19 protein-coding genes are annotated in these 21,424 nt (G+C 58.9%); 10 read left to right on the top strand and 9 right to left on the bottom strand.

The features are described from left to right. Nucleotides 1-27 precede the first annotated feature (27 nt). Complete coding sequence (locus ACRZ91_RS13655; RefSeq protein ID WP_480906237.1) at nt 28-927, bottom strand: phytanoyl-CoA dioxygenase family protein; 900 nt, start codon at nt 925-927, stop codon at nt 28-30. A 176-nt stretch (nt 928-1,103) separates the two neighbouring features. Between ACRZ91_RS13655 and ACRZ91_RS13650 the strand changes: the two genes are divergently transcribed. Together ACRZ91_RS13650 and ACRZ91_RS13645 are read left to right on the top strand one after the other, a co-directional pair. Continuing rightward, on the top strand, nt 1,104-3,395 hold the full coding sequence (locus ACRZ91_RS13650; RefSeq protein ID WP_480906234.1) for a xanthine dehydrogenase family protein molybdopterin-binding subunit: 2,292 nt from the start codon (nt 1,104-1,106) through the stop codon (nt 3,393-3,395). Beyond that, nucleotides 3,373-4,449 (top strand): T6SS phospholipase effector Tle1-like catalytic domain-containing protein, encoded by a 1,077-nt coding sequence (locus ACRZ91_RS13645; protein WP_170473165.1) that lies wholly within the window; start codon nt 3,373-3,375, stop codon nt 4,447-4,449. The genes ACRZ91_RS13650 and ACRZ91_RS13645 overlap by 23 nt, the downstream gene beginning before the upstream one ends. Nucleotides 4,450-4,547: 98 nt before the next feature. Here ACRZ91_RS13645 and ACRZ91_RS13640 read toward each other — a convergent pair whose 3' ends face one another. Further along, nucleotides 4,548-5,279, bottom strand: coding sequence for an NAD-dependent epimerase/dehydratase family protein (locus tag ACRZ91_RS13640; protein ID WP_480906231.1), 732 nt, complete (start codon nt 5,277-5,279; stop codon nt 4,548-4,550). 284 nt (nt 5,280-5,563) lie between these two features. Next, nucleotides 5,564-6,133, bottom strand: a complete 570-nt coding sequence (locus ACRZ91_RS13635; protein WP_480906348.1) for a GcrA family cell cycle regulator — start codon at nt 6,131-6,133, stop codon at nt 5,564-5,566. Nucleotides 6,134-6,258: 125 nt separating this feature from the next. On the opposite strand from ACRZ91_RS13635, the gene ACRZ91_RS13630 reads away from it, so the two are divergent. Next, a complete protein-coding gene (locus tag ACRZ91_RS13630) occupies nt 6,259-7,062 on the top strand; it encodes an ABC transporter permease (protein ID WP_480906228.1) in 804 nt (267 codons plus the stop codon). Here ACRZ91_RS13630 and ACRZ91_RS13625 read toward each other — a convergent pair. Beyond that, nucleotides 7,044-7,934, bottom strand: coding sequence for a DMT family transporter (locus ACRZ91_RS13625; protein ID WP_480906225.1), 891 nt, complete (start codon nt 7,932-7,934; stop codon nt 7,044-7,046). The genes ACRZ91_RS13630 and ACRZ91_RS13625 overlap by 19 nt on opposite strands. 295 nt (nt 7,935-8,229) lie before the next feature. Between ACRZ91_RS13625 and ACRZ91_RS13620 the strand changes: the two genes are divergently transcribed. The 3 genes from ACRZ91_RS13620 to ACRZ91_RS13610 are packed head-to-tail and all read left to right on the top strand — an operon-like array spanning nt 8,230 to nt 10,772. Next, the gene (locus tag ACRZ91_RS13620; protein WP_480906222.1) at nt 8,230-9,417 is read left to right on the top strand and encodes an acetylornithine transaminase; all 1,188 of its coding nucleotides are present in this window, start codon (nt 8,230-8,232) and stop codon (nt 9,415-9,417) included. Between the two features lie 27 nt (nt 9,418-9,444). After that, on the top strand, nt 9,445-10,371 hold the full coding sequence (argF, locus tag ACRZ91_RS13615; RefSeq protein WP_480906219.1) for an ornithine carbamoyltransferase: 927 nt from the start codon (nt 9,445-9,447) through the stop codon (nt 10,369-10,371). Nucleotides 10,372-10,427: 56 nt separating this feature from the next. Continuing rightward, on the top strand, nt 10,428-10,772 hold the full coding sequence (locus tag ACRZ91_RS13610; protein WP_480906217.1) for a 5-carboxymethyl-2-hydroxymuconate Delta-isomerase: 345 nt from the start codon (nt 10,428-10,430) through the stop codon (nt 10,770-10,772). A gap of 27 nt (nt 10,773-10,799) precedes the next feature. On the opposite strand, the gene ACRZ91_RS13605 is transcribed toward ACRZ91_RS13610, so the two are convergent. Together ACRZ91_RS13605 and ACRZ91_RS13600 are read right to left on the bottom strand one after the other, a co-directional pair. Continuing rightward, a complete protein-coding gene (locus ACRZ91_RS13605) occupies nt 10,800-11,369 on the bottom strand; it encodes a ferric reductase-like transmembrane domain-containing protein (protein ID WP_480906216.1) in 570 nt (189 codons plus the stop codon). A 33-nt stretch (nt 11,370-11,402) separates the two neighbouring features. Next, complete coding sequence (locus ACRZ91_RS13600) at nt 11,403-11,891, bottom strand: peptidase associated/transthyretin-like domain-containing protein (RefSeq protein WP_170772681.1); 489 nt, start codon at nt 11,889-11,891, stop codon at nt 11,403-11,405. A 276-nt stretch (nt 11,892-12,167) separates the two neighbouring features. Here ACRZ91_RS13600 and ACRZ91_RS13595 point away from each other — a divergent pair, with 276 nt between their 5' ends. Next, nucleotides 12,168-13,133 carry a pirin family protein gene (locus ACRZ91_RS13595; RefSeq protein ID WP_480906213.1) on the top strand — a complete coding sequence of 322 codons (966 nt, stop codon included), beginning with the start codon at nt 12,168-12,170 and terminating at the stop codon, nt 13,131-13,133. Between the two features lie 64 nt (nt 13,134-13,197). Next, nucleotides 13,198-14,205 (top strand): 2-dehydropantoate 2-reductase, encoded by a 1,008-nt coding sequence (locus ACRZ91_RS13590; protein WP_480906210.1) that lies wholly within the window; start codon nt 13,198-13,200, stop codon nt 14,203-14,205. Here ACRZ91_RS13590 and ACRZ91_RS13585 read toward each other — a convergent pair. From ACRZ91_RS13585 to hrpB, 3 genes are all read right to left on the bottom strand, one after another. Next, the gene (locus ACRZ91_RS13585) at nt 14,174-15,652 is read right to left on the bottom strand and encodes an inorganic phosphate transporter (RefSeq protein ID WP_480906207.1); all 1,479 of its coding nucleotides are present in this window, start codon (nt 15,650-15,652) and stop codon (nt 14,174-14,176) included. The genes ACRZ91_RS13590 and ACRZ91_RS13585 overlap by 32 nt on opposite strands. Nucleotides 15,653-15,741: 89 nt before the next feature. Continuing rightward, complete coding sequence (locus ACRZ91_RS13580) at nt 15,742-16,200, bottom strand: NUDIX hydrolase (RefSeq protein WP_170541471.1); 459 nt, start codon at nt 16,198-16,200, stop codon at nt 15,742-15,744. 204 nt (nt 16,201-16,404) lie between these two features. Next, nucleotides 16,405-18,843, bottom strand: a complete 2,439-nt coding sequence (gene hrpB / locus ACRZ91_RS13575) for an ATP-dependent helicase HrpB (protein WP_480906204.1) — start codon at nt 18,841-18,843, stop codon at nt 16,405-16,407. Nucleotides 18,844-18,963: 120 nt separating this feature from the next. Here hrpB and meaB point away from each other — a divergent pair, with 120 nt between their 5' ends. After that, nucleotides 18,964-19,941, top strand: coding sequence for a methylmalonyl Co-A mutase-associated GTPase MeaB (gene meaB / locus ACRZ91_RS13570; protein ID WP_480906201.1), 978 nt, complete (start codon nt 18,964-18,966; stop codon nt 19,939-19,941). Nucleotides 19,942-20,111: 170 nt separating this feature from the next. Further along, entirely contained in the window at nt 20,112-21,254 is a 1,143-nt protein-coding gene (locus ACRZ91_RS13565; RefSeq protein WP_480906198.1) for a Hint domain-containing protein, read from the top strand. Nucleotides 21,255-21,424: the final 170 nt, after the last annotated feature.

The raw sequence follows: 21,424 nt of genomic DNA, 5'->3' as shown, positions 1-21,424 counted from the left end.
AGGCCCTGCGCGGCAGTCGGGCCCGTCTCAGCCCGGATTCGATGGGGCCTGATCGTAAAGCTGCAGTTTCTCGCTGGCCCCCTGGGCCATCGCTTTGGCCTGATCGGCGCGAATGCGCGCGTGAAGGTCCAGAGCGTCTTGTGCAAACAATTCCTTCGGCGCCGGGATGTGAATGAAATTCCCCACCCGGTCTTCGCCGCGCGCCAGAATGGCGTAGTCACGGTCGGCGACCTTTTGCTGCGCGTTGGGGTTGAGATAGCGGATGGCCAGACCGATCCGACGATCATCCGACGCGTTTGGACCTGATCCGTGGATCGTCAGCCCGTGATGCAGTGACATCTGACCGGGCTGTAGCTCGATATGCGTCTTGTCCTCATCTGCAACGTCCACTGCAACTTCCTGCCCACGCGACAGCAGGTTGTTGTCGGAAAACGTATCATTATGCGGCAGGATCGGATTCTTGTGGCTGGCTTTCACAAAATCCATGCAACCGCTTTCGACTGTTGCGGGGGACAGGGCGATCCATGCGGTCAACTGGTCCGAGGTTTCACCCATCCCCCAATAGGTCAGGTCCTGATGCATGCCCACCACCTGCGTTGTACGTGGTTCCTTGATGAACAGTTCAGCCGACCACAGCAGCAGATCGGGACCCAGCACGCCTTCGACCACGTCCAGAACGCGCGGGTCCAGAGAAATGCGCGTGGCCAGAGGCATCACCACATGCGCGTTGATGCGTTTGTACATGTTCATTGGCAGTGGCAGGTCCGCCTCGCGCCAATTGGCTTCGACATCTTCCAACTCGGCACGGAACCCAGCGGCTTCTGCGGCAGAGAACACGGGGATCGGAAAGATAAACCCCTCATCCCAATAGGCCTCGACAGCTTGGCTCTTCAATCGGCCATTCGTCAGCTTGATTTCTGTGGTCACGGGAACCTCCGCAAGACTGAATATGGGTTCAGCCTAGGCGTGCCCAAGTTGGGCGCGCAACGCGGTTTCCAGACATGAATGTCGCTTTCAGACCGCGCGCAGGGAAATTTTCAGCCTCTGGACAAGGAGCAGCTTCACGCTAGGGTCGCGCATTCAGGCAGCCAAAGGATCATCCCATGGAAAAATTCGGCAAAAGCCAGCCCGTCAAACGAACCGAAGATCAGCGGTTTCTGACCGGGCAGGGGCGGTACATGGATGATGCGGTGCCCGAGAATGCCCTGTTTGCTGCTTTCTTTCGAAGCTCTGTGGCGCATGCCACGATAACTGCGCTGGACCTTGAAGAGGCGCGTGCGGCTGATGGGGTGCGTCTGGTCATGGCACTCGGGGATCTGACCGATGCCGGGATCGATACAGTGATGAATGCCACCACGGTTGCCAACCGCGACGGCACTCAAGGTGCTGCGTCCGAACGGAACATGTTGGCCAAGGATCGCGTGCGTTTCGTCGGGGAACCCGTTGCGGTCATCATTGCCGACTCATTGTTGCAGGCGCGCGATGCAGTCGAATTGATCTGGATGGAAACCGAAGACCTGCCGGTCAAGATGGATGTCGCTGCGGGTGGGGAACCTTTGCATCCACAAGCCCCCGACAACCGCGCCTTTGACTGGGGCTTGGGTGATGAGAAGGCGACCAATGCGGCCTTTCAGTCTGCGGCGCGCGCCGTCGCGCTGAACGTGCATGACAACCGGGTCATCGTGAGCTCGATCGAACCGCGTGGCTGTCAGGCCGATTGGTCGGGTAGCCGTTTGCATTTCTCCTATGGCGGTCAGGGCGTCTGGGGGATGAAAGCGCAACTGGCACATAAGTTGAAACTGGATCCCGAGGCGATCCGCGTCACCACACCCGATGTCGGCGGCGGGTTCGGTATGAAGGCGATGCCTTATCCCGAGTATTTCATAGTTGCTGTTGCTGCTATGAAACTGGGCCAGCCCGTGCACTGGATGTCGGACCGGTCCGAAGCGATGTTGTCGGATCAACATGGCCGTGACCTGACCTCGCTGGCGGAACTCGCATTTGATGCGGATCACAAAATCACCGCTTACCGGGTCCACAGCAAGATCAACCTTGGTGCCTATAACAGCCACTTCGCGCAGGCCATCCAAACCCAATTGTTCAGCCGCGTTCTGATGGGCGTCTACGATGTGCAAACCACCTATTTGCGGGTCGAGGGCTTCTACACCAATACCACTCAGGTTGATGCCTACCGCGGCGCAGGTCGACCCGAGGCGATCTATGTGCTGGAACGCGCCATGGACCGTGCTGCGCGTGAGTTGGGCGTCGACCCGTGGGAACTGCGGCGCAAGAATTTCATCCGACCCGAAGCTTTCCCCTACAAGACCGCAACCGGTGAAACCTATGATGTGGGTGAGTTCGACATGGTCCTCAGCCGCGCCGCCGAACAGACCGCCGGTTTTGAGGCCCGCAAAGCGGCGGATGCCGAAAACGGCCTGATCCGGGGGCAGGGGCTTTGTTACTATATCGAAAGTATTTTGGGGGATCCTTCCGAGGGGGCAAAGGTCGAGTTTTGCGAGGATGGAACGGTGAACCTCTATGTCGGCACGCAGTCCAACGGGCAGGGGCATGAAACAGTCTATGCCCAGTTCCTGTCAGATCAGACGGGCATTCCGGCGCATCTCATCAATGTGGTTCAGGGCGACACGGACCGGCTGGCGCAGGGGGGCGGAACCGGTGGGTCACGCTCGGTCACGACCCAAAGCAATGCCACGCTGGTCACAGTTGATACGATGATCGCCGCATTCACGCCCTATCTTGCGGATAAGATGGGGGTCGAGGAAAGCGATGTGACCTTCGACCATGAAACCTTCCGCGCGCCAGGGTCCAACCTGACCCCCACGCTGACCGAGGCGGCTGAGATGGCGCGCGCAGACGGGCGCACCGATCTGTTGCAACACGAGGCGCGCGCCAAGTTAGAGGCGCGCAGCTATCCCAACGGCGCACATGTTGCTGAAGTTGTTATTGATTCTTTCACTGGTGAAACATGGGTCGATCGCTACACGGTCGTGGATGATTTCGGTAACCTTATCAATCCGATGCTCGCCGAAGGGCAAGTGCATGGAGGAGTGGTGCAGGGCATCGGTCAGGCGCTGAATGAACATGTTGTGCATGATGCCGAGGGGCAACTGCTCACGGCATCGTTCATGGACTACGCCTTGCCCCGTGCGGCGGGGATACCCATGATAGAGTTTACCTCGGTGCCAGTTCCATCAACCGCCAACCCGATGGGGATGAAAGGCTGTGGCGAGGCCGGCACCGTGGGCGCATTGGCCGCTGTGGCAAACGCGGTTCAGGATGCGCTCTGGGATCACGGGGTGCGGCAGGCGGATATGCCTTTCACACCTCATAGAGTTTGGGAATTGTTGACGCATGGTTCTGTCGCGGCTGAGTAGAAAGGTACTGGGATGGCTCGGGCGGCCTCTGCGATCCGAGCACTCGGCCGAAACACGCCATCGCGAACCGATCAGCCATGTCATCATCCTTGATGGCACCATGTCGACACTTGAACCGGGTTATGAGACTCACGCCGGCCAGACCCTGCGTCTGTGCTGCGAGATGGGCAGCGAGGTTTCGGTCTTCTACGAAGCCGGTGTGCAGTGGGAAAGCTGGAAATCCACTATGGACGTGATGATGGGTCGGGGCATCAACCGCCAGATCAGACGCGCCTATGGCTACCTCGCATCTCGCTATAAGCCCGGCGACAAGATATTTTTCATCGGCTATTCACGCGGCGCCTACGGGGTGCGCAGCCTTGCGGGTGTGATTGACGCGATCGGGCTGCTCAAGGCCGAACACGCTACTGTTCGCAATATCAAACAGGCCTACCGACATTACGAATGCACCGCCAATGGCAAGGCGGCGGCTGAATTCCGGCAAGCCTTCTGTCACGAGGATGTCGCCATCGAGATGGTCGGTGTCTGGGATACGGTCAAAGCGCTGGGCCTGCGCCTGCCGCTGCTCTGGCGCTGGGCCGAGGAACGCCACGCCTTCCACAACCACCAGCTTGGCCCCGCCACCCGCCACGGTTATCACGCCATGGGTCTGGACGAGACCCGCGAGGTGTTCGAGCCGGTATTGTGGAAATGTACCCCCGATTTTAAGGGTCATATCGAGCAGGTTTGGTTCCGCGGCACCCACGGCGATGTCGGAGGTCAGCTGAACGGTTTCGAAGAAGCCCGCCCGCTCAGCAACATCTCCCTGATCTGGATGTTGGATAAGGCCGAGCTGCACGGCCTGCCCTTGCCCGAAGGGTGGCGCGACCGTTTTGCCACCGACCCCCACGCCCGTTCGGTCGGCACGTGGCGCGGCTGGGGCAAGATCTTCCTGCTGCGCAAACATCGCAAAGTGGGGCGTGACCGGTCAGAGAAGCTGCATGTTTCGGTCTCACCCGATGAACTGCCCCGATGGGTGCCGATGCCGGATTTGCCGTCACACCCGGCGCAGTGAAAGGCTGATCGTGTGCCAGCGGCTCCAAGATCACCGACAATTCAATGTCAAGTTCGAGCCCTTTTCGACCGTTTCCGCGCCGCCGACGGGTATCGGCTTTAGGCGGAGGGTATCGGGAAGGTTGAGAACGCATCGTCCTGCGGCGCGTATCCCAGAACCTTGCAGGTTTCAGTCAAATCAAGTCGCTTAAATCGATTGTTGGAGATGCCATGTGCAATGAAACTCCCGTTGATCTCAGCTTGAATGGCTCGATCAATCAGGTGAGTTGCATCACGATGACTAAGCCACGCGCTGAGATCGCGCTTGGTTTCAAGCGGCGGGCCGTCAGCAGGCTCGAACGCTCCAATTCGTAATGACACGCAGGACATGCCGTGTCGCATAGCATAGAGTGAACACAATGCTTCTCCATAACACTTGGAGACACCGTAGAGATTAGCCGGAGCAACCGCCATCCCCGGCACGATTTGCCGGTCTACAGGGTATCCTTCTATTGTTTGCGCGCTGCTGGCGAAGACGAAGCGACTGACGTTTGCTTTACGAGCTGCTTCAATCAAATAAGTTGTCGCCAATATGTTGGCGGGCAGCACATCGTCAAACTCTGCGTTTGGGTCAGGTATGCCTGCGAGATGCACGACGGCATCCACGCCTTGGCACAAACCTTCTGCTGTATTTGCATCAGAAAGATCAGATTGTACAAAGCGATGCGGACCCGAAACAGGTTTCGTGGGTTCCTTCATATCAGTCAGCACAAACTGGTAGTGCTCCCGATAAGCGGTAAAAAATGCCTGACCGATCCGGCCCGAGGAGCCTGTTACTAAGATCTTCCGCAATTTGTTTCCCCACAAATGTTATGCCTCGGCGGAACGTTCTAATGAGATCACGAGCCGAAGGAAAGTGGACCTTCAGTTGACTTTGTCCTTCGGTAGCAAAGTCCGCACAGCCGACGCTCCAGTCTAAAACACCCTCGCAGTTTTCAGCGAGGGTGTTTTCTTTGTAAGAGCTCGTTAAGCCTTGTGTCGTCCCCGACTATGCAGCGCTTCCGGTAAGAGGCGTGGCGAAACGCCTGCGCCCTTTTCACGTTCTATAGTAATGATTTAGGTTCTGGTGTTCCCAATTACCGCCGACGATCCCGGCGCGAACTCATCGGCTGGAACGCCACGCCCACATGCGCCTCGCAATAAGGCTTGCCCGCCTCAACCGGAAGGCCGCAGAACCAGAAATCTTCGGTCGCGGGGTCGCCGACGGGCCATTTACAGGTTTTCTCGGTCAGCTCCATCAAGGTCAGCTTCTTGGCTTTCTTCTCAACCTCGTTGACCTTGGCCAGCGCCTCGGGGCTGATTTCATTGGCCGACGGTTGCGGCGGCAGCGGCTGACCGGCCGGAATGATTTGACGGCGGGCAGGGATAGCCGGTTTCGCCTCCGGAGCAGGCGCCGGTCGGGCCGGTTCTGTTTTGGGCGCCGGTTTTGGCTTGGCTTCGGCCTTGGGTGTGGGGGCCGGTTTTTCCTTGGGCTCGGCCTTGGCCGGGCTGGCACCGGTGGCACGGTTCGACAGGCCCAGACGGTGAACCTTACCAATCACCGCATTGCGGGTCACGCCGCCCAGTTCCTTGGCGATCTGGCTGGCCGACTGGCCCTCGCCCCACATCTTTTTCAGCAGTTCTACGCGCTCGTCAGTCCAGGACATCATTTGCCTTTCAAAAGCGGAAAGCGGCCCCGGATTCGGGCCGCCTTGGGAATTCGTCTCAGCCCCCTATTCTAAACACTGCGGCCCGAGTTACAAGCGGTCTTCGAATCAGGTATGGGGCAGACATGCAGAATCTCATGGATCAGGATGCGCGCCGCTTTGGAGCGGTGAACTGGATGGGCCTCTATACACTGGCGCAGCGCGAAACCCTGCGATTTTTGGCGGTGTGGACACAAACCCTGCTGGCCCCGCTGGTGACGGCGGGCTTGTTCCTGCTGATCTTCAACATTGCCATCGGCCCCAGCCGGTCGGACGTGATGGGGGTGCCGTTCCTGACCTTTCTGGCTCCCGGCATCATGATGATGACGGTGATCCAGAACGCCTTTGCCAATACTTCGTCCTCGATGGTGATCGCCAAGGTGCAGGGCAATATCGTGGACACGCTGATGCCGCCGCTATCGCCGCTGGAAATCCTGCTGGGTTATCTGGCTGGCGGCATCGTTCGCGGTGTCCTGATCGCCCTTGTCGTTGCGACTGCACTGGCGCTGGTTCTGGGTATCGTGCCGAAAAACCCGTTAATCGCACTGACCTTCGTGGTTCTGGGCGGGGCCTTCATGGGCGCTCTGGGCCTTTTTGCCGGCATATTTGCCAATAAGTTCGACCAGATGGCTGCGATTACTAACTTTATCGTCACGCCACTGGCCTTCCTGTCGGGCACTTTCTATTCGGTCGAGGCCCTGCCGCCGGTGCTGAACGGGCTCAGCCATGTGAACCCGGTCTTCTACCTGATCGACGGGTTGCGATATGGCATGATTGGTGTCTCTGACAGTTCGCCTTGGCTGGGGATGTTGATTTGCACGAGCGCGACCGTGCTGGTTGGCGCGCTGACCTGGCAAATGTTGCGTACCGGCTATCGGCTCAAGGCCTGACGCTGTCGCGCCTCACGCCAGACTAGGATTAGGCCACCAGTTAGGATGATGGTCGATCCGATCATGCTGACGCTGTCCGGGACAACCTGAAACACGACGAAATCATAAAACGCGGCGAATATCAGCGTGGCATAGCTGATCGGCGCCACAAAGGACGCATCCGCCCGCGCCATTCCGTTGACGAAACAGGCCTGTGCACAAGCCATCAGCACGCCGATCGCCGCCAAGGCCGCCCATTGCTGCGGGGTCGGCACCTGAAACACAAAGCTGACCGCGACCGTTGCAATGGTCAGCCCCATCGCGTTGTTGATCAGCAAGATCTGAATTGGAATTTCGCGGCCAGAGAGTTTCTTGATGAAAATCAGCTCCATCCCAATCACTGCTGCCGCGGTTAGGGCTAGCAAGGCGGCGGGTTGAAAACTCGCGGGTGTTGGGCGCAACAGCACCAGTGCACCGATCAGCGCTACAATGGCTGCCATCCAGCGCCACGGGCCGACGCCTTCTTTCAGCAGCGGGATCGCCAGCACCATCGCAAAGACCGGGTTCAGGAAGGATATTGCCGTCGCATCCGCAATCGGGATGAACGCAACCGAGGCGAACATCAACGTAATCCCAAGCCAACCAAAACTTGTCCGCCCGACATGCAGGCCCCAATGGACACGCCCGAGGCGCGGGCGCAGGATTCCAACGGTCGTGACGATTACGAGAAAGGCAAACAGAAACCGCCCGTGGCTGATCTGCATTGGATTCAGCGCAGGTCCAAGAACATCTGTGCCCAGCGCCTTGGCTAGTAATGTGGTGCCTGCCAGAATGGCGCTGGCCACAAGAATCAACAGGGCTGCAAGGGCAGGGTTCTGGCGTATCGGAGTCATAGCCCACCCGTGCGTTAGCGCAGGACAAATGGCAAGCAACAAATCCCGGTCTCAGAATGATTTTTTGCCTCATTCGCAAAAACGGGGTTTTCAGACTAAACGCACGCCGCTATACGACCCGCCATGATCAAAAACGCACATATCCTGCGACCCCGACGCCGACGCCTGACCGCGTAACCGGCCCGTTTGATCTGTTTGCGCTGACTAAATCCGCGCAATCCCCACCAAATCAGTTGACGACCATGGCCCCAGTGTATCACTCACAGGGCTCAAGCTATTCGAAAAGGATGATCCGATGATCCCGTCCGTTCTGCCGACCTATAATCGTGCGCCCCTGACTTTCGTGAAGGGCGAAGGCGCCTGGCTGACCGAGGCGGATGGCCGACGTTTTCTGGACCTTGGCGCGGGCATCGCGGTGAACGCGCTGGGCCATACGCATCCGGCACTGGTGGCCGCGCTGACCGAGCAGGCGCATGCGCTGTGGCATGTCTCGAACCTCTACAACATCCCGCAGCAGCAGGCGTTGGCGGACAAGCTGGTCGAACATACCTTTGCCGACACGGTGTTCTTCACCAATTCGGGCACGGAAGCCTGCGAACTGGCGGTGAAAATGGCCCGCAAGTATTTCTATGACAAAGGTCAGCCCGACCGGGTCGAGATCATCACCTTCGATGGCTCATTCCATGGCCGTTCCTCGGCAGGTATCGCTGCCGCAGGGTCCGAGAAGATGACCAAAGGCTTTGGCCCGCTACTGCCCGGCTTCGTGCACCTGGCATTCGGAGATCTCGATGGGATCACCAATGCGATCAACGAGAATACTGCCGCGATAATGATCGAGCCGGTTCAGGGCGAAGGCGGCATTCGCCCAGTCCCCGACGCCGAACTCAAAGCCCTGCGCCATATTTGCGACGAAAACGACCTGCTGCTGATCCTCGACGAGGTGCAGTGTGGCGTGGGCCGCACCGGAAAGCTGTTTGCCCATGAATGGGCCGGTATCACACCGGATATCATGATGGTCGCCAAGGGTATCGGCGGTGGCTTCCCTCTGGGTGCTGTTCTCGCTACAGAAGAGGCTGCCAGCGGTATGACCGCAGGCACCCACGGCTCGACCTACGGGGGCAATCCTCTCGGTTGCGCCGTCGGCTGCGCAGTAATCGATCAGGTCGCGACACCCGCTTTCCTCGAAGGTGTCAACCGCAAGGCAGGCCTGTTGCGCCAGAAACTCGAAGGCCTGATCGCCGATCACCCCGAGGTGTTCGAAGAGGTGCGCGGTTCCGGTCTGATGCTCGGTTTGAAATGTAAGCCGACCAATATCGATGTTGTCAACGCAGGCTATGACAACGAAGTCATCACCGTTCCTGCTGCCGACAATGTGATCCGCTTGCTGCCTCCGCTAACCCTGACTGAGGATGATATCGCCCAGGCCATGATCCGCCTCGACAAGGCTGCGGTGCAAGTTGAAAACGCAATGGCTTCGGCCTGAATGTGCCTGATTGAAAAGTGAAATAAAATGAACCACTTCCTTGATATCCACAAAACCGACGCAACCGCCTTGCGGGGCATGATCGATCAGGCTGGTGCCATGAAACAGGCCCGCCTTGGCCGTCCCAAAGCCGCGCCGGATGATGAGCAGCCGCTGAAGGATCGCATGGTGGCTCTGATCTTCGAAAAGCCCTCAACCCGCACCCGCGTATCCTTTGATGTGGGCGTGCGCCAGATGGGCGGGCAGACCATGGTGCTGTCGGGCAAGGACATGCAACTGGGTCACGGGGAGACCATTGCCGATACCGCCCGCGTACTGTCACGCTATGTTGACATGATCATGATCCGGACCTTCGATGAAACCATCCTGACCGAGATGGCGGAATATTCGGACGTGCCCGTCATCAACGGCCTGACCGATCGCACCCATCCCTGCCAGATCATGGCTGACGTACTGACGTTCGAGGAACATCGCGGTCCGATCAAAGGCAAAAAGGTCGTCTGGACCGGTGATGGCAACAATGTCTGCGCCTCTTTCCTGCATGCTGCCGGTCAATTCGGGTTCGATTTCACCTTCACCGGCCCAGCCCAGCTAGACCCGGAAGAAGAGTTCATGGGGCTCGCCCGCCAGCAGGGCTCGAAGATCGTGATCGAACGGGACCCGCACAAAGCGGTTGAGGGCGCCGATCTGGTGGTCGCCGATACCTGGGTGTCGATGCACGACAGCCAGTCCGCCAAGGAGCGCCGCCACAACATGCTACGCCCCTATCAGGTCAACGCCGAGCTGATGGCGCATGCCAAACCCGACGCGCTGTTTATGCACTGTCTGCCCGCCCACCGCGAGGAGGAGGCCACCTCAGAAGTCATGGATGGCCCGAACTCGGTGATCTTCGATGAGGCCGAGAACCGTCTGCATGCGCAAAAGGCGGTCATGCGCTGGTGCCTGGGCGTCTGAGATTCACAGAAAGTACCGAGAGAGCCACATGGCTCTCTCAAATCACGGAGCTTCCAATGCCGCACGTCACCCTTGAATTCTCTGCTGGTCTTGAGCAGTCTCATGATTTTCAAGCCGTCTGCGAGCAGCTTTACTCGGTTCTCGCCGGGCATGAAGAGTTTGACCCGCCAACGCTCAAAATCCGCGCCACCCCGGTTCCGTTTTCTCATATTGGAACCGAACCGCAGACCTTCATCCATGCCATGCTTTTGCTGATGCAGGGCCGGGATGAGGCGACGCGAGCCGAGTTGAATGCTATCATCATGAATGTTCTGGCCGAGGCTGCGCCCACGGTCGGCAGCATCACCGTGCAAGATGTCGAAATGAACCGCACCACATATGCCAAGCGCCTATCAGCCTGATGCAACCCCGGCACGCGCATGCGGCGTCTAGGCGCGCTGTTTCACATCCCAAACCCGCAATCTGACAAGCGTTGCGAGGCTCGCCAGAACCACCAGAACGCACAATGCGAATTTGGTCATGGCCTCCATCGTGCCCTCAATCAGCAGTGCGTGAATGACGCTACCCAGAATGGTCACTATGGCCAACCCTGCATGGCCCAGGCGCCAGACCCGAAACCGCAAGCTTAGGCGTTGCCGAAAAATCCCCATTGCCGCGGCCGCAAAACCCGCCCACATGGCGATGACTCCCCATGCCGAAAAAGGTGTTGCAGACACAAAAAGCAATGCGTCCACGACGTCAGGCGGGCTTGTGATCCACAAGCCGATCACATGGATCACAATGCTTACGACAAGGGCCAAGCCACACTGCCTGTGCCAATGGCGACTGTTAACCGGAGAAAGCCCGGGCAACCAACGCCCGGCCAACAAGGGTTGCAGCAGAAGAAGGCACATCCCGATGATGCCCGCAAAACCGGCGAGGATGTAAATCGGCTCACGCCACGCCAGATACGGGCTGAAAGCCGCTGCTATCACCGGTATAAGAAGTGTGGCAACCAATGCCGCCCAGATCGCAGCTTGCCTTAACACCCGTCAGACAGGCTGCAATACAAAATGTGCGGCAAGGGTCTTGTCCTTCGCGCTCGACATCACTGGGCGCAGGAATACCGTCTCAAATTCACCGCTGTCATAGGCCAAATGCCCGTGTGGTTGACCAAAGGCGGGCACAATCTGAGGCATTTCCAACCGGAACACTCCTTTCGCATCGGTGAGTGTCGCCCCATGGCTGCGCTGATCGCGTTCATGCCCTTCGGTTGTATGGGCCCAGATCTGGATGCGTTGACCGGGCAGGGGGGCTCCGTCACCCGCACGTCGTACGGTGCCGGTCATCCAAAACCCGCCACCGCCGATTCGCTCCACGATCGGGGCGCCGGGTCGATAATTGTTCGACCCGCCCCGCATCGACGGTGTCGGCGCAAGACCAGAGGCGTGCGCAGGTGTGATCACGCCGGTCAAACCGGCTACAATTGTGCCAACCCCTGTAGCAATTAACTTACGGCGATTGATTTCGAGTCGAGTCATTGCATCCACTCCTGTCGGCTGAACCTCATCTTTGACCGGCTTCCCTGATCCGGCGACACCCGATGTCTAAGGATAGCACGATTGTTTATGATTCCGAGAGTCGGCGAAGGTGAGCTTCAGGTGCTCCGTTCCACGCCTTGGTGAGTAACCGCAAGTCGTTCCAAGGACTTCACGATCATTGTGCGAAAATGCACTTTTCTTGCGATATTTTTCCAATACATTCAGCATTGGCAAACATGAACGCGTCTTATGGGACCGAAAAAACGGAGATCAGGAATGAGTTGGAACCCCACCCATAACCCCGAATGCGCCTCCGAAAAAGATGCTCTCGAAACCTTGATCATCCCACGTGCCCGAGATCTCGGCGGGTTCGAGGTGCGCCGCGCGCTGCCCTCGGTCAAGCGTCAGCTCGTTGGCCCATTCATCTTCTTTGACCAGATGGGTCCTGCCGAATTCATCACCGAGGGTGGCATTGATGTTCGCCCGCATCCTCATATCGGGCTGGGCACCGTAACCTATCTGTATCAGGGAGAGTTCGAACATCGCGACAGCCTCGGCACCCATCAGATGATTCACCCCGGTGAGGTCAACTGGATGGTCGCGGGCCGTGGTGTAACTCATTCCGAACGCACGAGCGCAGAAACGCGCGGCAATCGTCACAACCTGTTCGGCATCCAGACCTGGCTCGCGCTGCCAGAAGCCCATGAGGACATGGCCCCTGACTTCGAGCATCACAAGCAGGGCGCGCTGCCCCATATCGAAGACAAGGGTGTCAGCGCCCGCCTGATCCTTGGCACCGCCTATGGTGAAACCAGCCCGGTGACCATGTTGTCCGAGACTTTCTATGTCGACGTGCAACTGGACCCCGGCGCATCTTTCCCATTGCCCGACGATCACGAGGATCGGGGTGTTTATGTCACGCAAGGCTCGGTCGAGGTAGCCGGTGATACCTTTGACGAAGGGCGTATGATGGTGTTTAGGCCCGGTGACAAGCTCTCGGTCAGGGCGGGGCCTTTGGGCGCGCGATTGATGCTGCTGGGCGGCGCAACCCTGAGCGAGGATCGCTACATCTGGTGGAATTTCGTCTCGTCCTCAAAGGAAAAGATCGAAACCGCAACGCGCGAATGGAACACCGCCGACTGGGCCAACGGTGCGTTCCATCTTCCGCCCGGAGACGATCAGGAGTTCATTACCATCCCAGACGAGCTTGAACGTACCCGGCCACGGTTGGCGCGTGTATGACTTGACGTCACTCTGGTGCCACTGAACCATCCCGGTGATCATTGAGCCACAGCGGAGGAGTTCAATGAGGATCGTCATCGCGGGCGCAGGCAGCATAGGCTGTTATTGCGGTGCATTGTTGGCAGATGCGGGCCACGCAGTCACGCTGCTGGGCCGCGCCCGCGTGCTGCAGCCGATCCGCGATCAGGGACTGACCGTCACCGATTTCGCAGATCTGGACTGCCATGTGCCCACCGCGAAATTGATGCTCAGCGAAGATCCCGCCTGTCTAGTGGGCGCTGAATTGGTCATCGTCACGGTTAAATCTGGCGCAACAGCCGAGATGGCAGCGTTGATTGCAGCGCACGCGCCGGCGAATGCCCCGGTTCTGTCCTGGCAAAACGGTCTGGAAAACACCCGCACACTACGCACAATGCTTGACGGCCGCGACGTGCGGGCCGGAATGGTGCCCTTCAATGTGGTGCCAACCGATATCGCGTCCTACCATCGCGCCACTTCCGGCGATATCGTCATCGAACAAGGTCCGGGTAATCTCGCCCGACATCTCAGCGCCCCGGATTTGCCCGTCACCGAAAGCGACCGGATCGAGGCGGTGCAATGGGGCAAATTGGTGATCAATCTCAACAATGCACTGAACGCGTTATCAGGTCTGACCCTGCAAAACCAACTGCTTGATCGAAGCTGGCGTTGCTTGATGGCCGATCAAATGGCCGAGGCTTTGCGCGTATTGAAAGCCGCGGGAATCGAAGTCGCCTCAACTACGCCACTGCCAGCATGGACGACCCCGCATCTACTGCGGTTGCCAACACCAATCTTTTCGCGGATTGCAGCAAAAATGCTTACCATCGACCCTAACGCGCGTACCTCGATGGCCTACGATCTGATGGAGGGTCGCCCGACCGAAATCGACAATCTGCAAGGCGAAATCATCAAGCTCGGGCAAATTCACGCGATTCCAACCCCGATCAACAGCCACATCTGCGACCTTATTCATCAAGCACCGCGCGGGCCACTTGCGGTCGATCAGGTAATACCCCCGATCAACCAAATGCGGTCAGTAGCCAGAAGATAACTGCCGACAGGGCTGCGGCTGCAGGAACCGTAATTACCCACGCAGCTACGATCGTCATAAAATGGGATCGCCGTACCAACTTACGCCGCCGACGCTCTTCCCGTGCAAGACGCAGCTCAGCGGGTCGTTGCAGGTTCGAATATTTCCAGCGCCGTTCTGCATGCCATTCCCGATAGAATCCCACGCCAAACACGGCCCCAACTGCGATATGGGTTGAGCTGACGGGTAAGCCCAGCCAACTGGCTAGGATAACTGTAATCGCTGCTGAAAGCGCAACACAGAACGCGCGCATCGGGTTCAGTTTGGTGATCTGGCTGCCTACCATGCGGATCAGCTTGGGCCCAAACAGGAACAAACCGAAAGATATGCCAAAGGCTCCGATTACCATGACCCATGTCGGGATTGACACTTTCGATGCAAAATCTCCGAATTCGGCGGCATGGACGATCGCGGCAAGCGGGCCCACCGCATTGGCCACATCGTTTGCGCCATGGGCGAAGCTCAAAAACCCTGCGGAGATCACCAATGGCAAACCAAACAGCGTTTTCAACGACCGGGTTCTGTTCTCAAGGCCTTCGGATTTCCGTCGCACCCAAGGCACGGTCGCGGCCCAGATCAATCCGCCCGAGGCTAGCCCGATCAGCAGGGCGAACTCAATATCGATTTTGACGATGCGTTTCAGGCCCTTGACCGAAAGGTAGGTGGCAAAAGCCCCGGCCATCACGGCGACCAGAATGGGAACCCAGCGACGTGCAGCTGCGATTTTATCGTCCTGGTATTGAATCTTGTGTTTGATCAGCGCCAGAAATCCCGCAGCGATCACGCCACCCAACACGGGTGAGATAACCCAGCTCGCGGCAATTGCGCTCATCGTGCCCCAGCTTACGGCACCAAGCCCGGCAGCAGCGATGCCGGCGCCCATAACGCCCCCTACGACCGAATGCGTGGTTGAAACAGGCGCGCCCACCCAGGTGGCTAGGTTTACCCACAACGCGGAAGATATCAGTGCAGCCATCATCGCCCAAATGAAGACATCACTGTTTTGCACCGACATTGGATCGATGATCCCTTTGGAGATGGTCGAAACCACGTCTCCACCCGCGAGCAGTGCGCCAGCACTTTCGGCAATTGCGGCGATCAGAATCGCGCCCCCCATTGTCAGTGCATTTGCACCAACCGCCGGTCCCATGTTGTTGGCGACGTCGTTGGCCCCGATGTTGATCGCCATATAGGCCCCGAAGGCTGCAGCGGCGACAACGATTAATCCGCCATCGGCGCGACCAAACATAACTGCGGCGGCCAAACCTGCCAGAGCGATAAAGACGAGCGCGATACCGGGCGCCAGCAGCGGGCGCGCCACATGTGCATTGGCATACTCAAGACGAGAAATGCGGTGGAGGTCGCTGTCGAGCGCGTGCCAGCGAGCTTTGGGTGGTAGATCAGACATCGGTTTTCACAGGCCGTTCGATTTGACGCCCGCCGCTACCCTGTTCCGTCGAAAGCGGCAACCTTTGTCATGAGAAATATACGTAATTGTTACATTTGCAGCAGCAGATCGCGCAATTCAGGCTCCTGCACCCGTCCAGCCGCCACTTTGGGCGAAACCCAGCAGCGTTCGCGCTGATTGGCCTCAGGATAGTCGTCGGCCAGATTCGTCACCTGAACACGATATACGCTGGTGACCACATGCTGCGCCGTGCCGTCGTTCAATGTCTTGTCATAAGAGTATTGGCCGATCGGTTCCTTTGGAACATCCGTCGCTTGAACGCCAGCTTCCTCCCATGCTTCCTGCAACGCAGTCTCGGGGCCGTTAAGGCCATCAATGGGCCAGCCTTTGGGAATAATCCAACGTCCGGTTCCGCGGCTGGTGATCAGTAATACATCATCGCCGGTCTCTGTGCCCCGCGTGCATAGCGCCGCAACCTGCACCCGGTTCGGGCGCTGGAATAACGGTCGCGCGACCTCTTCCCAGATGTTGCGTATCCATTTCGTCATGCTCGACCTTTTTGGACGTTTAAATGGGCGTCCCTCAATGTTGTCAGAAAAGATTACATAATTATGTACCGCAGATTAAACAATACGTTCCTACCTTGCTGAGCAGTTTTGGCCGAATTGCAGTTCATTTTGTGTGTTTTTTGCCGTTTTATGGGGCGAATTCAGGATAGATTTTTAAATTTCACATGAATTTCGACTTCAACCTCAGGTCTTTCGGCGTTTCGCACGCAGAGTTGGGTCAGCCCGAGTTGGATCTTCAGGCCAGGGATGTTTGGGATATTGCGCCCGCATATCCTTCCGCACATCGGCATAAGAGCCCGCCCAAAACCCCGGTAGATCGCGGGTGATCTGGATCGGTCTCTGCGCCGGTGACAGTAGTGTGATCTTTAAGGGTTCACCACCGATCACCGGGTGTTGGGTCACACCGAACACCTCTTGCAATCGCACCGAAATCTCGGGCACCGCACCGCCATAGTCGATTGGCAGCTTGCGTCCCAGCGGAGTTACAAACGACCCTGGCGCGCGGCGGTCCAGCTCTTGCGTCTGTGCCCAATCCAGCCGGGCGCGCAGTGCTGGTAACAGGTCAAAACGCTTCCAGTCTTCGGCGCTGCGTACGCCCGAGAGCGTAGGCAGCAGCCAGTCCTCCAGCGCGTCCATAAGACCCCCTTCCGAACAATCGGGTAGGTCAACACCTTCAGCTCGAACCAACTCGACCCGCGCTGCCAACCTTGCCGAGGCCCCCTGAAGCCGTATTCCCAGATCACGCACCCCGACCAGCATTGCCTGAGCCACAGCGTCCTCGGGTACGTCTTTCCAAATGCGGTTATCCAGGGTGATCGCCCCGAAGCGTTCCTGCTGTCGGGCCACGACACGGCGTTCGCGCTTGGACCATTCGCAACTATCGACCCATTCAATCTGATCGCCGAATAAATCGCGGATTTCGCCCTCGGAAATCTGCGCGGCCATGCGTACGCGGGCCTCGCGCGTGTTGCCGTCTGTGTCGGTGACTATCAGATAAGGAGCTGTTGCCAAGGTGTCGTCAGCCTCCAGTACCACGCCCTTACCGCCCGAGAGGACATAGCGGGGGGTATCACCCCTGCGCCGTTGCGCGATGCGGTCCGGATAGGCCAGGGCTGCCGTCGCCGCAGGGCTCAGATCGCCAGAGCCCTGCGCTTGCGCACGCAATCGTTTTCCCTCGGTATTGATCCGGTCCAGCGCGCCCTCGTTGACTTGCCAAACGCGATTTTGCCGAAACTTGCGGATATCCCGCAACGCCTCGAGCCGCAACGACAGATCAACCGGCGCGCCACGCAGTGGATCTCGATCTGCCATCAGCGCCGCTAAGGGCGCGGCCTCGCGGCCCGCACGCACCAACATATGCGCGAGACGTGGATGCAGCGGCAACGCAGCCAACGCGCGTCCGTGTTCCGTAATCCGGCCCTTGCTGTCCAAGGCGTCGAGCATGGTTAGCAAGGATCGTGCCTCGGTCAATGCGCCCTCAGGTGGCGAAGTCAGGAACGCAAGATCACCCGGCTCCGCGCCCCAGAGCGCGAGCTCCAGCGCCATTCCGGTCAAGTCGGCGGCTTCGATTTCAGCGGGTGGGTATGCGAGCATCGCGCCTTCTTCGCCCTTGGACCACAGCCGGTAGCACACACCTTCGGCTACCCGGCCTGCACGGCCCGCACGTTGAGTGGCCTCGGCCCGCGTTACCCGTTCGGTCACCAGCCGCGACATGCCAGAACCCGGATCGAACCGTGCGCGGCGCGCTTGGCCCATATCCACCACCACGCGGATATCGGGTATGGTCAACGAGGTCTCAGCAATCGATGTCGCCAGCACGACCTTGCGGCCTGTCGTCACTGGCGCAATTGCTGCGCGTTGGGCGGCAAATGGCAGGGCACCAAAAAGAGGGTGTACCGTGCAGTCGTGGGGCAGGCGGCGTCTCAAAGCAGCCTCGGCGCGCCTGATTTCCCCTTCGCCGGGCAGAAAAACCAGCATTCCACCTGTAGTTTCCCGCTCGGCCTGAACAACCAGATCAACAAGCGCATCCAAACGTCGAGCCTGCGCACCCAGAGGTCGGTCAAGCCAACGGGTTTCAACCGGATAGCTGCGCCCCTCGGAAGTGATGAGCGGCGCATCCATCAGCCGCCCCACCGGTTCGGCATCCAGTGTCGCAGACATTGCAAGCAGGATAAGATCGTCCCGAAGCGCTCCTGCCACCTCAAGGCATAAGGCCAGCCCCAGATCGGCGTTCAGCGAACGCTCGTGGAATTCATCGAAAATTACTGCCCCCACGCCTGGTAAATCCGGTTCGGATTGCAGCATGCGGGTCAAAATGCCCTCGGTCACCACTTCGATCTGTGTGGAATTTGAAACCTTCGTATCACCGCGTACGCGGTAGCCGACGGTCTGACCCACAGGTTCACCCAGAGTCTCAGCCATGCGCTCTGCAGCGGCCCGCGCGGCCAGTCGACGCGGCTCAAGCATCACGATTCGACCATTGCCAAGGCCTGCATGCAGCATCTCAAGCGGCACGCGGGTCGTTTTACCCGCACCCGGAGGCGCTTGCAGTACCGCGCGCCCATGCATTTGCAAGGCGTTCAGAAGGTCGGGAATGGCGTCATCAATGGGCAACCGGGTCATATCGCCTTATCGCCAAAGCCTCGACCAAGGTCCAGCATCGCCGATCCGGGCCCGAGTTGGGGCTGGACAAACCGGGTCATCCCCTCTCATCTATGGCAAATTCCAGCCGGGGACTGACCGATGAACATTGCCGAGCTTGGCGACAGGATCTTGAACGGAGAGCGCAGGGCACTGGCCAGAGCGATCACGCTGGTCGAAAGCGGGCGTGATGACCACCGAACGCAAGCTACGGCCTTGCTCGATCGGTTGGCTGGTGTCGGGCGGCAGGCGCTGCGAATTGGCCTGTCCGGCACGCCAGGTGTCGGCAAATCGACCTTTATCGAAAGCTTCGGAATGATGCTGACGGGGCAGGGGCTACGTGTTGCGGTTCTGGCAGTTGACCCCAGTTCGGCCCGTTCGGGCGGCTCGATTCTAGGCGACAAGACCCGCATGGAGCGGCTGAGCCGCGAGAAAAACGCCTTTATCCGCCCGTCCCCCAGCCAGAGCCACCTTGGCGGCGTGGCGCGCCGCACGCGTGAAGCGATTGCGCTCTGCGAGGCGGCGGGATTTGACGTCGTGTTGATTGAAACTGTGGGTGTGGGCCAATCGGAAACCGTGGTGGCCGAGATGTCTGACCTGTTCCTGCTGCTGCTGGCCCCGGCGGGCGGTGATGAGTTGCAGGGCGTCAAGCGCGGCATCATGGAAATGGCCGACATGATTCTGATCAACAAGGCTGATGGCGACCTGAAAGCGACTGCCACCCGCACCTGCGCTGATTACGCGGGCGCGCTGCGTCTGCTGCGCAAACGCCCGCAAGACCCCGAAGGCTTTCCCAAGGCCATGACCGTTTCAGCGGTTGAAGAGCAAGGGTTGGAACAGGCCTGGGACGAGATGCAGACCCTGACCACATGGCGGCGCGACGCCGGGCATTGGGCGTCGAACCGCGCCACACAGGCGCAATACTGGTTCAAACAAGAGGTGCGCCACGCCTTGCTGGCGCGACTCGAAACGCCACAGATGCGCGACCGCATGAGCGACTTGGGCACGCAGGTTAGCGCGGGCCGCCTCAGCCCATCGGCGGCGGCCGAACAAATCCTCGCCGGGCTGTCCGAAGCGTAACACTCTGGCGGATTGATGCGTGCGCGGCTGGTGCGCTGACCGCTAATAGTGTATTATCGTTGCATATATTGCTGTGTTTGAGTGTGAGTTGCTGCGTTTGAACCGGGTTGAGAAAGGGCTTGATCAGCTCGGATCGTGCCTGGATGCTCCGAGGAACGGGACACGTCAGAATGCCCAATATCAATGGCACCAACGGCGATGACGATATCGATGTCACAAATGACAACGGTACGTTGAATGGCACGCCGCAGGGGGCCCCGATTGATAATATCCGGGGCCGCGGCGGCAATGACGATATCACCATCACCGACAGTACCATTGCCAACAATGTCCTGGGCAACGCAGGTATCGACACGATCACAGTCACCAACAGCACGGTTGGCGGGCGCATCGCCAGCGGGTCCGATGCGGACACGGTTGATGTCAGCGGGTCAACCGTGGGCAATATCCGGCTCGGCGGCGGCAATGACACGCTGAATTTCATCAGCACCACGGTGACAGGCGACATTCGAGGCGGCAGCGGAACCGATACGCTGAACCTGCCTGAGGGCACGGTTATCACGGACGATACCTTCGGGGTGATTACGGTTGAAGATGGGGTTGGATACTCAATCTCAAGCGGCACATTCACCCTGCCATCCGGAATAACTGTCACCTATTCGGCGTTTGAGAACGGATCAGGCATGCCCTGTTTCACGCGCGATACATTGATCACGACGCAGCACGGCCAAACACCGATCCAGTCGCTGCGCACCGGTGACCTGATCCCCACGCTGGGGCAGGGCCTGCACCCGATCCGCTGGATCGGACGGCGCGAATTTGACCGCCCCCAGCTTGAGGCGAACCCCAGACTTTGGCCCGTTCGTATCCTTGAAGGCGCATTGGGCGAGGGGTTGCCGCATCGTGATCTGCTGGTCTCGCGCCAGCACCGGATGCTGGTGCACTCAAAGATCGCCCAACGTATGTTCGGCACGAACGAGGTTTTGATTCCGGCCATCAAACTCACTGCGATGCCGGATATCTACGTCGATGAAAGCGTAAAAAGCGTTGAGTATTTTCACCTGCTGTTTGACCGCCATCAGGTGATCTTTGCCGAGAACGCGCCGACCGAAAGCCTCTATACCGGCCCCGAAGCGCTGAAGGCGCTCAGCGCTGCATCGCGCCGCGAGATATTCGAGATATTTCCCGAGCTGGCCGAACTTGATTACCGGGCTGATCCGGCCCGCCTGATCCCGCGAGGGCGGCTGCAAGCGCAGTTGATCACACGGCATTTGAAGAATAAAAAGCCGCTGTTGCGGATGCCTCCGATCTGAACTTCCAAGGAATTCAACAAGGGGGCAAAGATTTCGCCGCAGCCGTCTTGACCCTTCGCGCGATTCCCACTAAACGCATCCAACCAGTTTTCGGGCGCGACTTCGGGTTGCGCCCCTTGTGATTTGGCCGCGGGTCTTGTACCCGGCCTCCAGAAACAAAGGAAGAAACC

Source organism: Ruegeria sp. O11, assembly GCF_056535285.1.
Note: the sequence above shows the minus strand (reverse complement) of the source record. Positions and strands in the feature narration are given on the sequence as shown.

Excerpts from the sequence above, each read along its gene's own strand:
- ACRZ91_RS13650 (WP_480906234.1), top strand. The coding sequence starts at position 1,104 with ATGGAAAAATTCGGCAAAAGCCAGCCCGTCAAACGAACCGAAGATCAG.
- ACRZ91_RS13645 (WP_170473165.1), top strand. The coding sequence starts at position 3,373 with ATGGTTCTGTCGCGGCTGAGTAGAAAGGTACTGGGATGGCTCGGGCGG.
- ACRZ91_RS13635 (WP_480906348.1), bottom strand. The coding sequence starts at position 6,133 with ATGTCCTGGACTGACGAGCGCGTAGAACTGCTGAAAAAGATGTGGGGC.
- ACRZ91_RS13630 (WP_480906228.1), top strand. The coding sequence starts at position 6,259 with ATGCAGAATCTCATGGATCAGGATGCGCGCCGCTTTGGAGCGGTGAAC.
- ACRZ91_RS13625 (WP_480906225.1), bottom strand. The coding sequence starts at position 7,934 with ATGACTCCGATACGCCAGAACCCTGCCCTTGCAGCCCTGTTGATTCTT.
- ACRZ91_RS13620 (WP_480906222.1), top strand. The coding sequence starts at position 8,230 with ATGATCCCGTCCGTTCTGCCGACCTATAATCGTGCGCCCCTGACTTTC.
- argF (WP_480906219.1), top strand. The coding sequence starts at position 9,445 with ATGAACCACTTCCTTGATATCCACAAAACCGACGCAACCGCCTTGCGG.
- ACRZ91_RS13610 (WP_480906217.1), top strand. The coding sequence starts at position 10,428 with ATGCCGCACGTCACCCTTGAATTCTCTGCTGGTCTTGAGCAGTCTCAT.
- ACRZ91_RS13600 (WP_170772681.1), bottom strand. The coding sequence starts at position 11,891 with ATGACTCGACTCGAAATCAATCGCCGTAAGTTAATTGCTACAGGGGTT.
- ACRZ91_RS13595 (WP_480906213.1), top strand. The coding sequence starts at position 12,168 with ATGAGTTGGAACCCCACCCATAACCCCGAATGCGCCTCCGAAAAAGAT.
- ACRZ91_RS13590 (WP_480906210.1), top strand. The coding sequence starts at position 13,198 with ATGAGGATCGTCATCGCGGGCGCAGGCAGCATAGGCTGTTATTGCGGT.
- ACRZ91_RS13585 (WP_480906207.1), bottom strand. The coding sequence starts at position 15,652 with ATGTCTGATCTACCACCCAAAGCTCGCTGGCACGCGCTCGACAGCGAC.
- ACRZ91_RS13580 (WP_170541471.1), bottom strand. The coding sequence starts at position 16,200 with ATGACGAAATGGATACGCAACATCTGGGAAGAGGTCGCGCGACCGTTA.
- hrpB (WP_480906204.1), bottom strand. The coding sequence starts at position 18,843 with ATGACCCGGTTGCCCATTGATGACGCCATTCCCGACCTTCTGAACGCC.
- meaB (WP_480906201.1), top strand. The coding sequence starts at position 18,964 with ATGAACATTGCCGAGCTTGGCGACAGGATCTTGAACGGAGAGCGCAGG.
- ACRZ91_RS13565 (WP_480906198.1), top strand. The coding sequence starts at position 20,112 with ATGCCCAATATCAATGGCACCAACGGCGATGACGATATCGATGTCACA.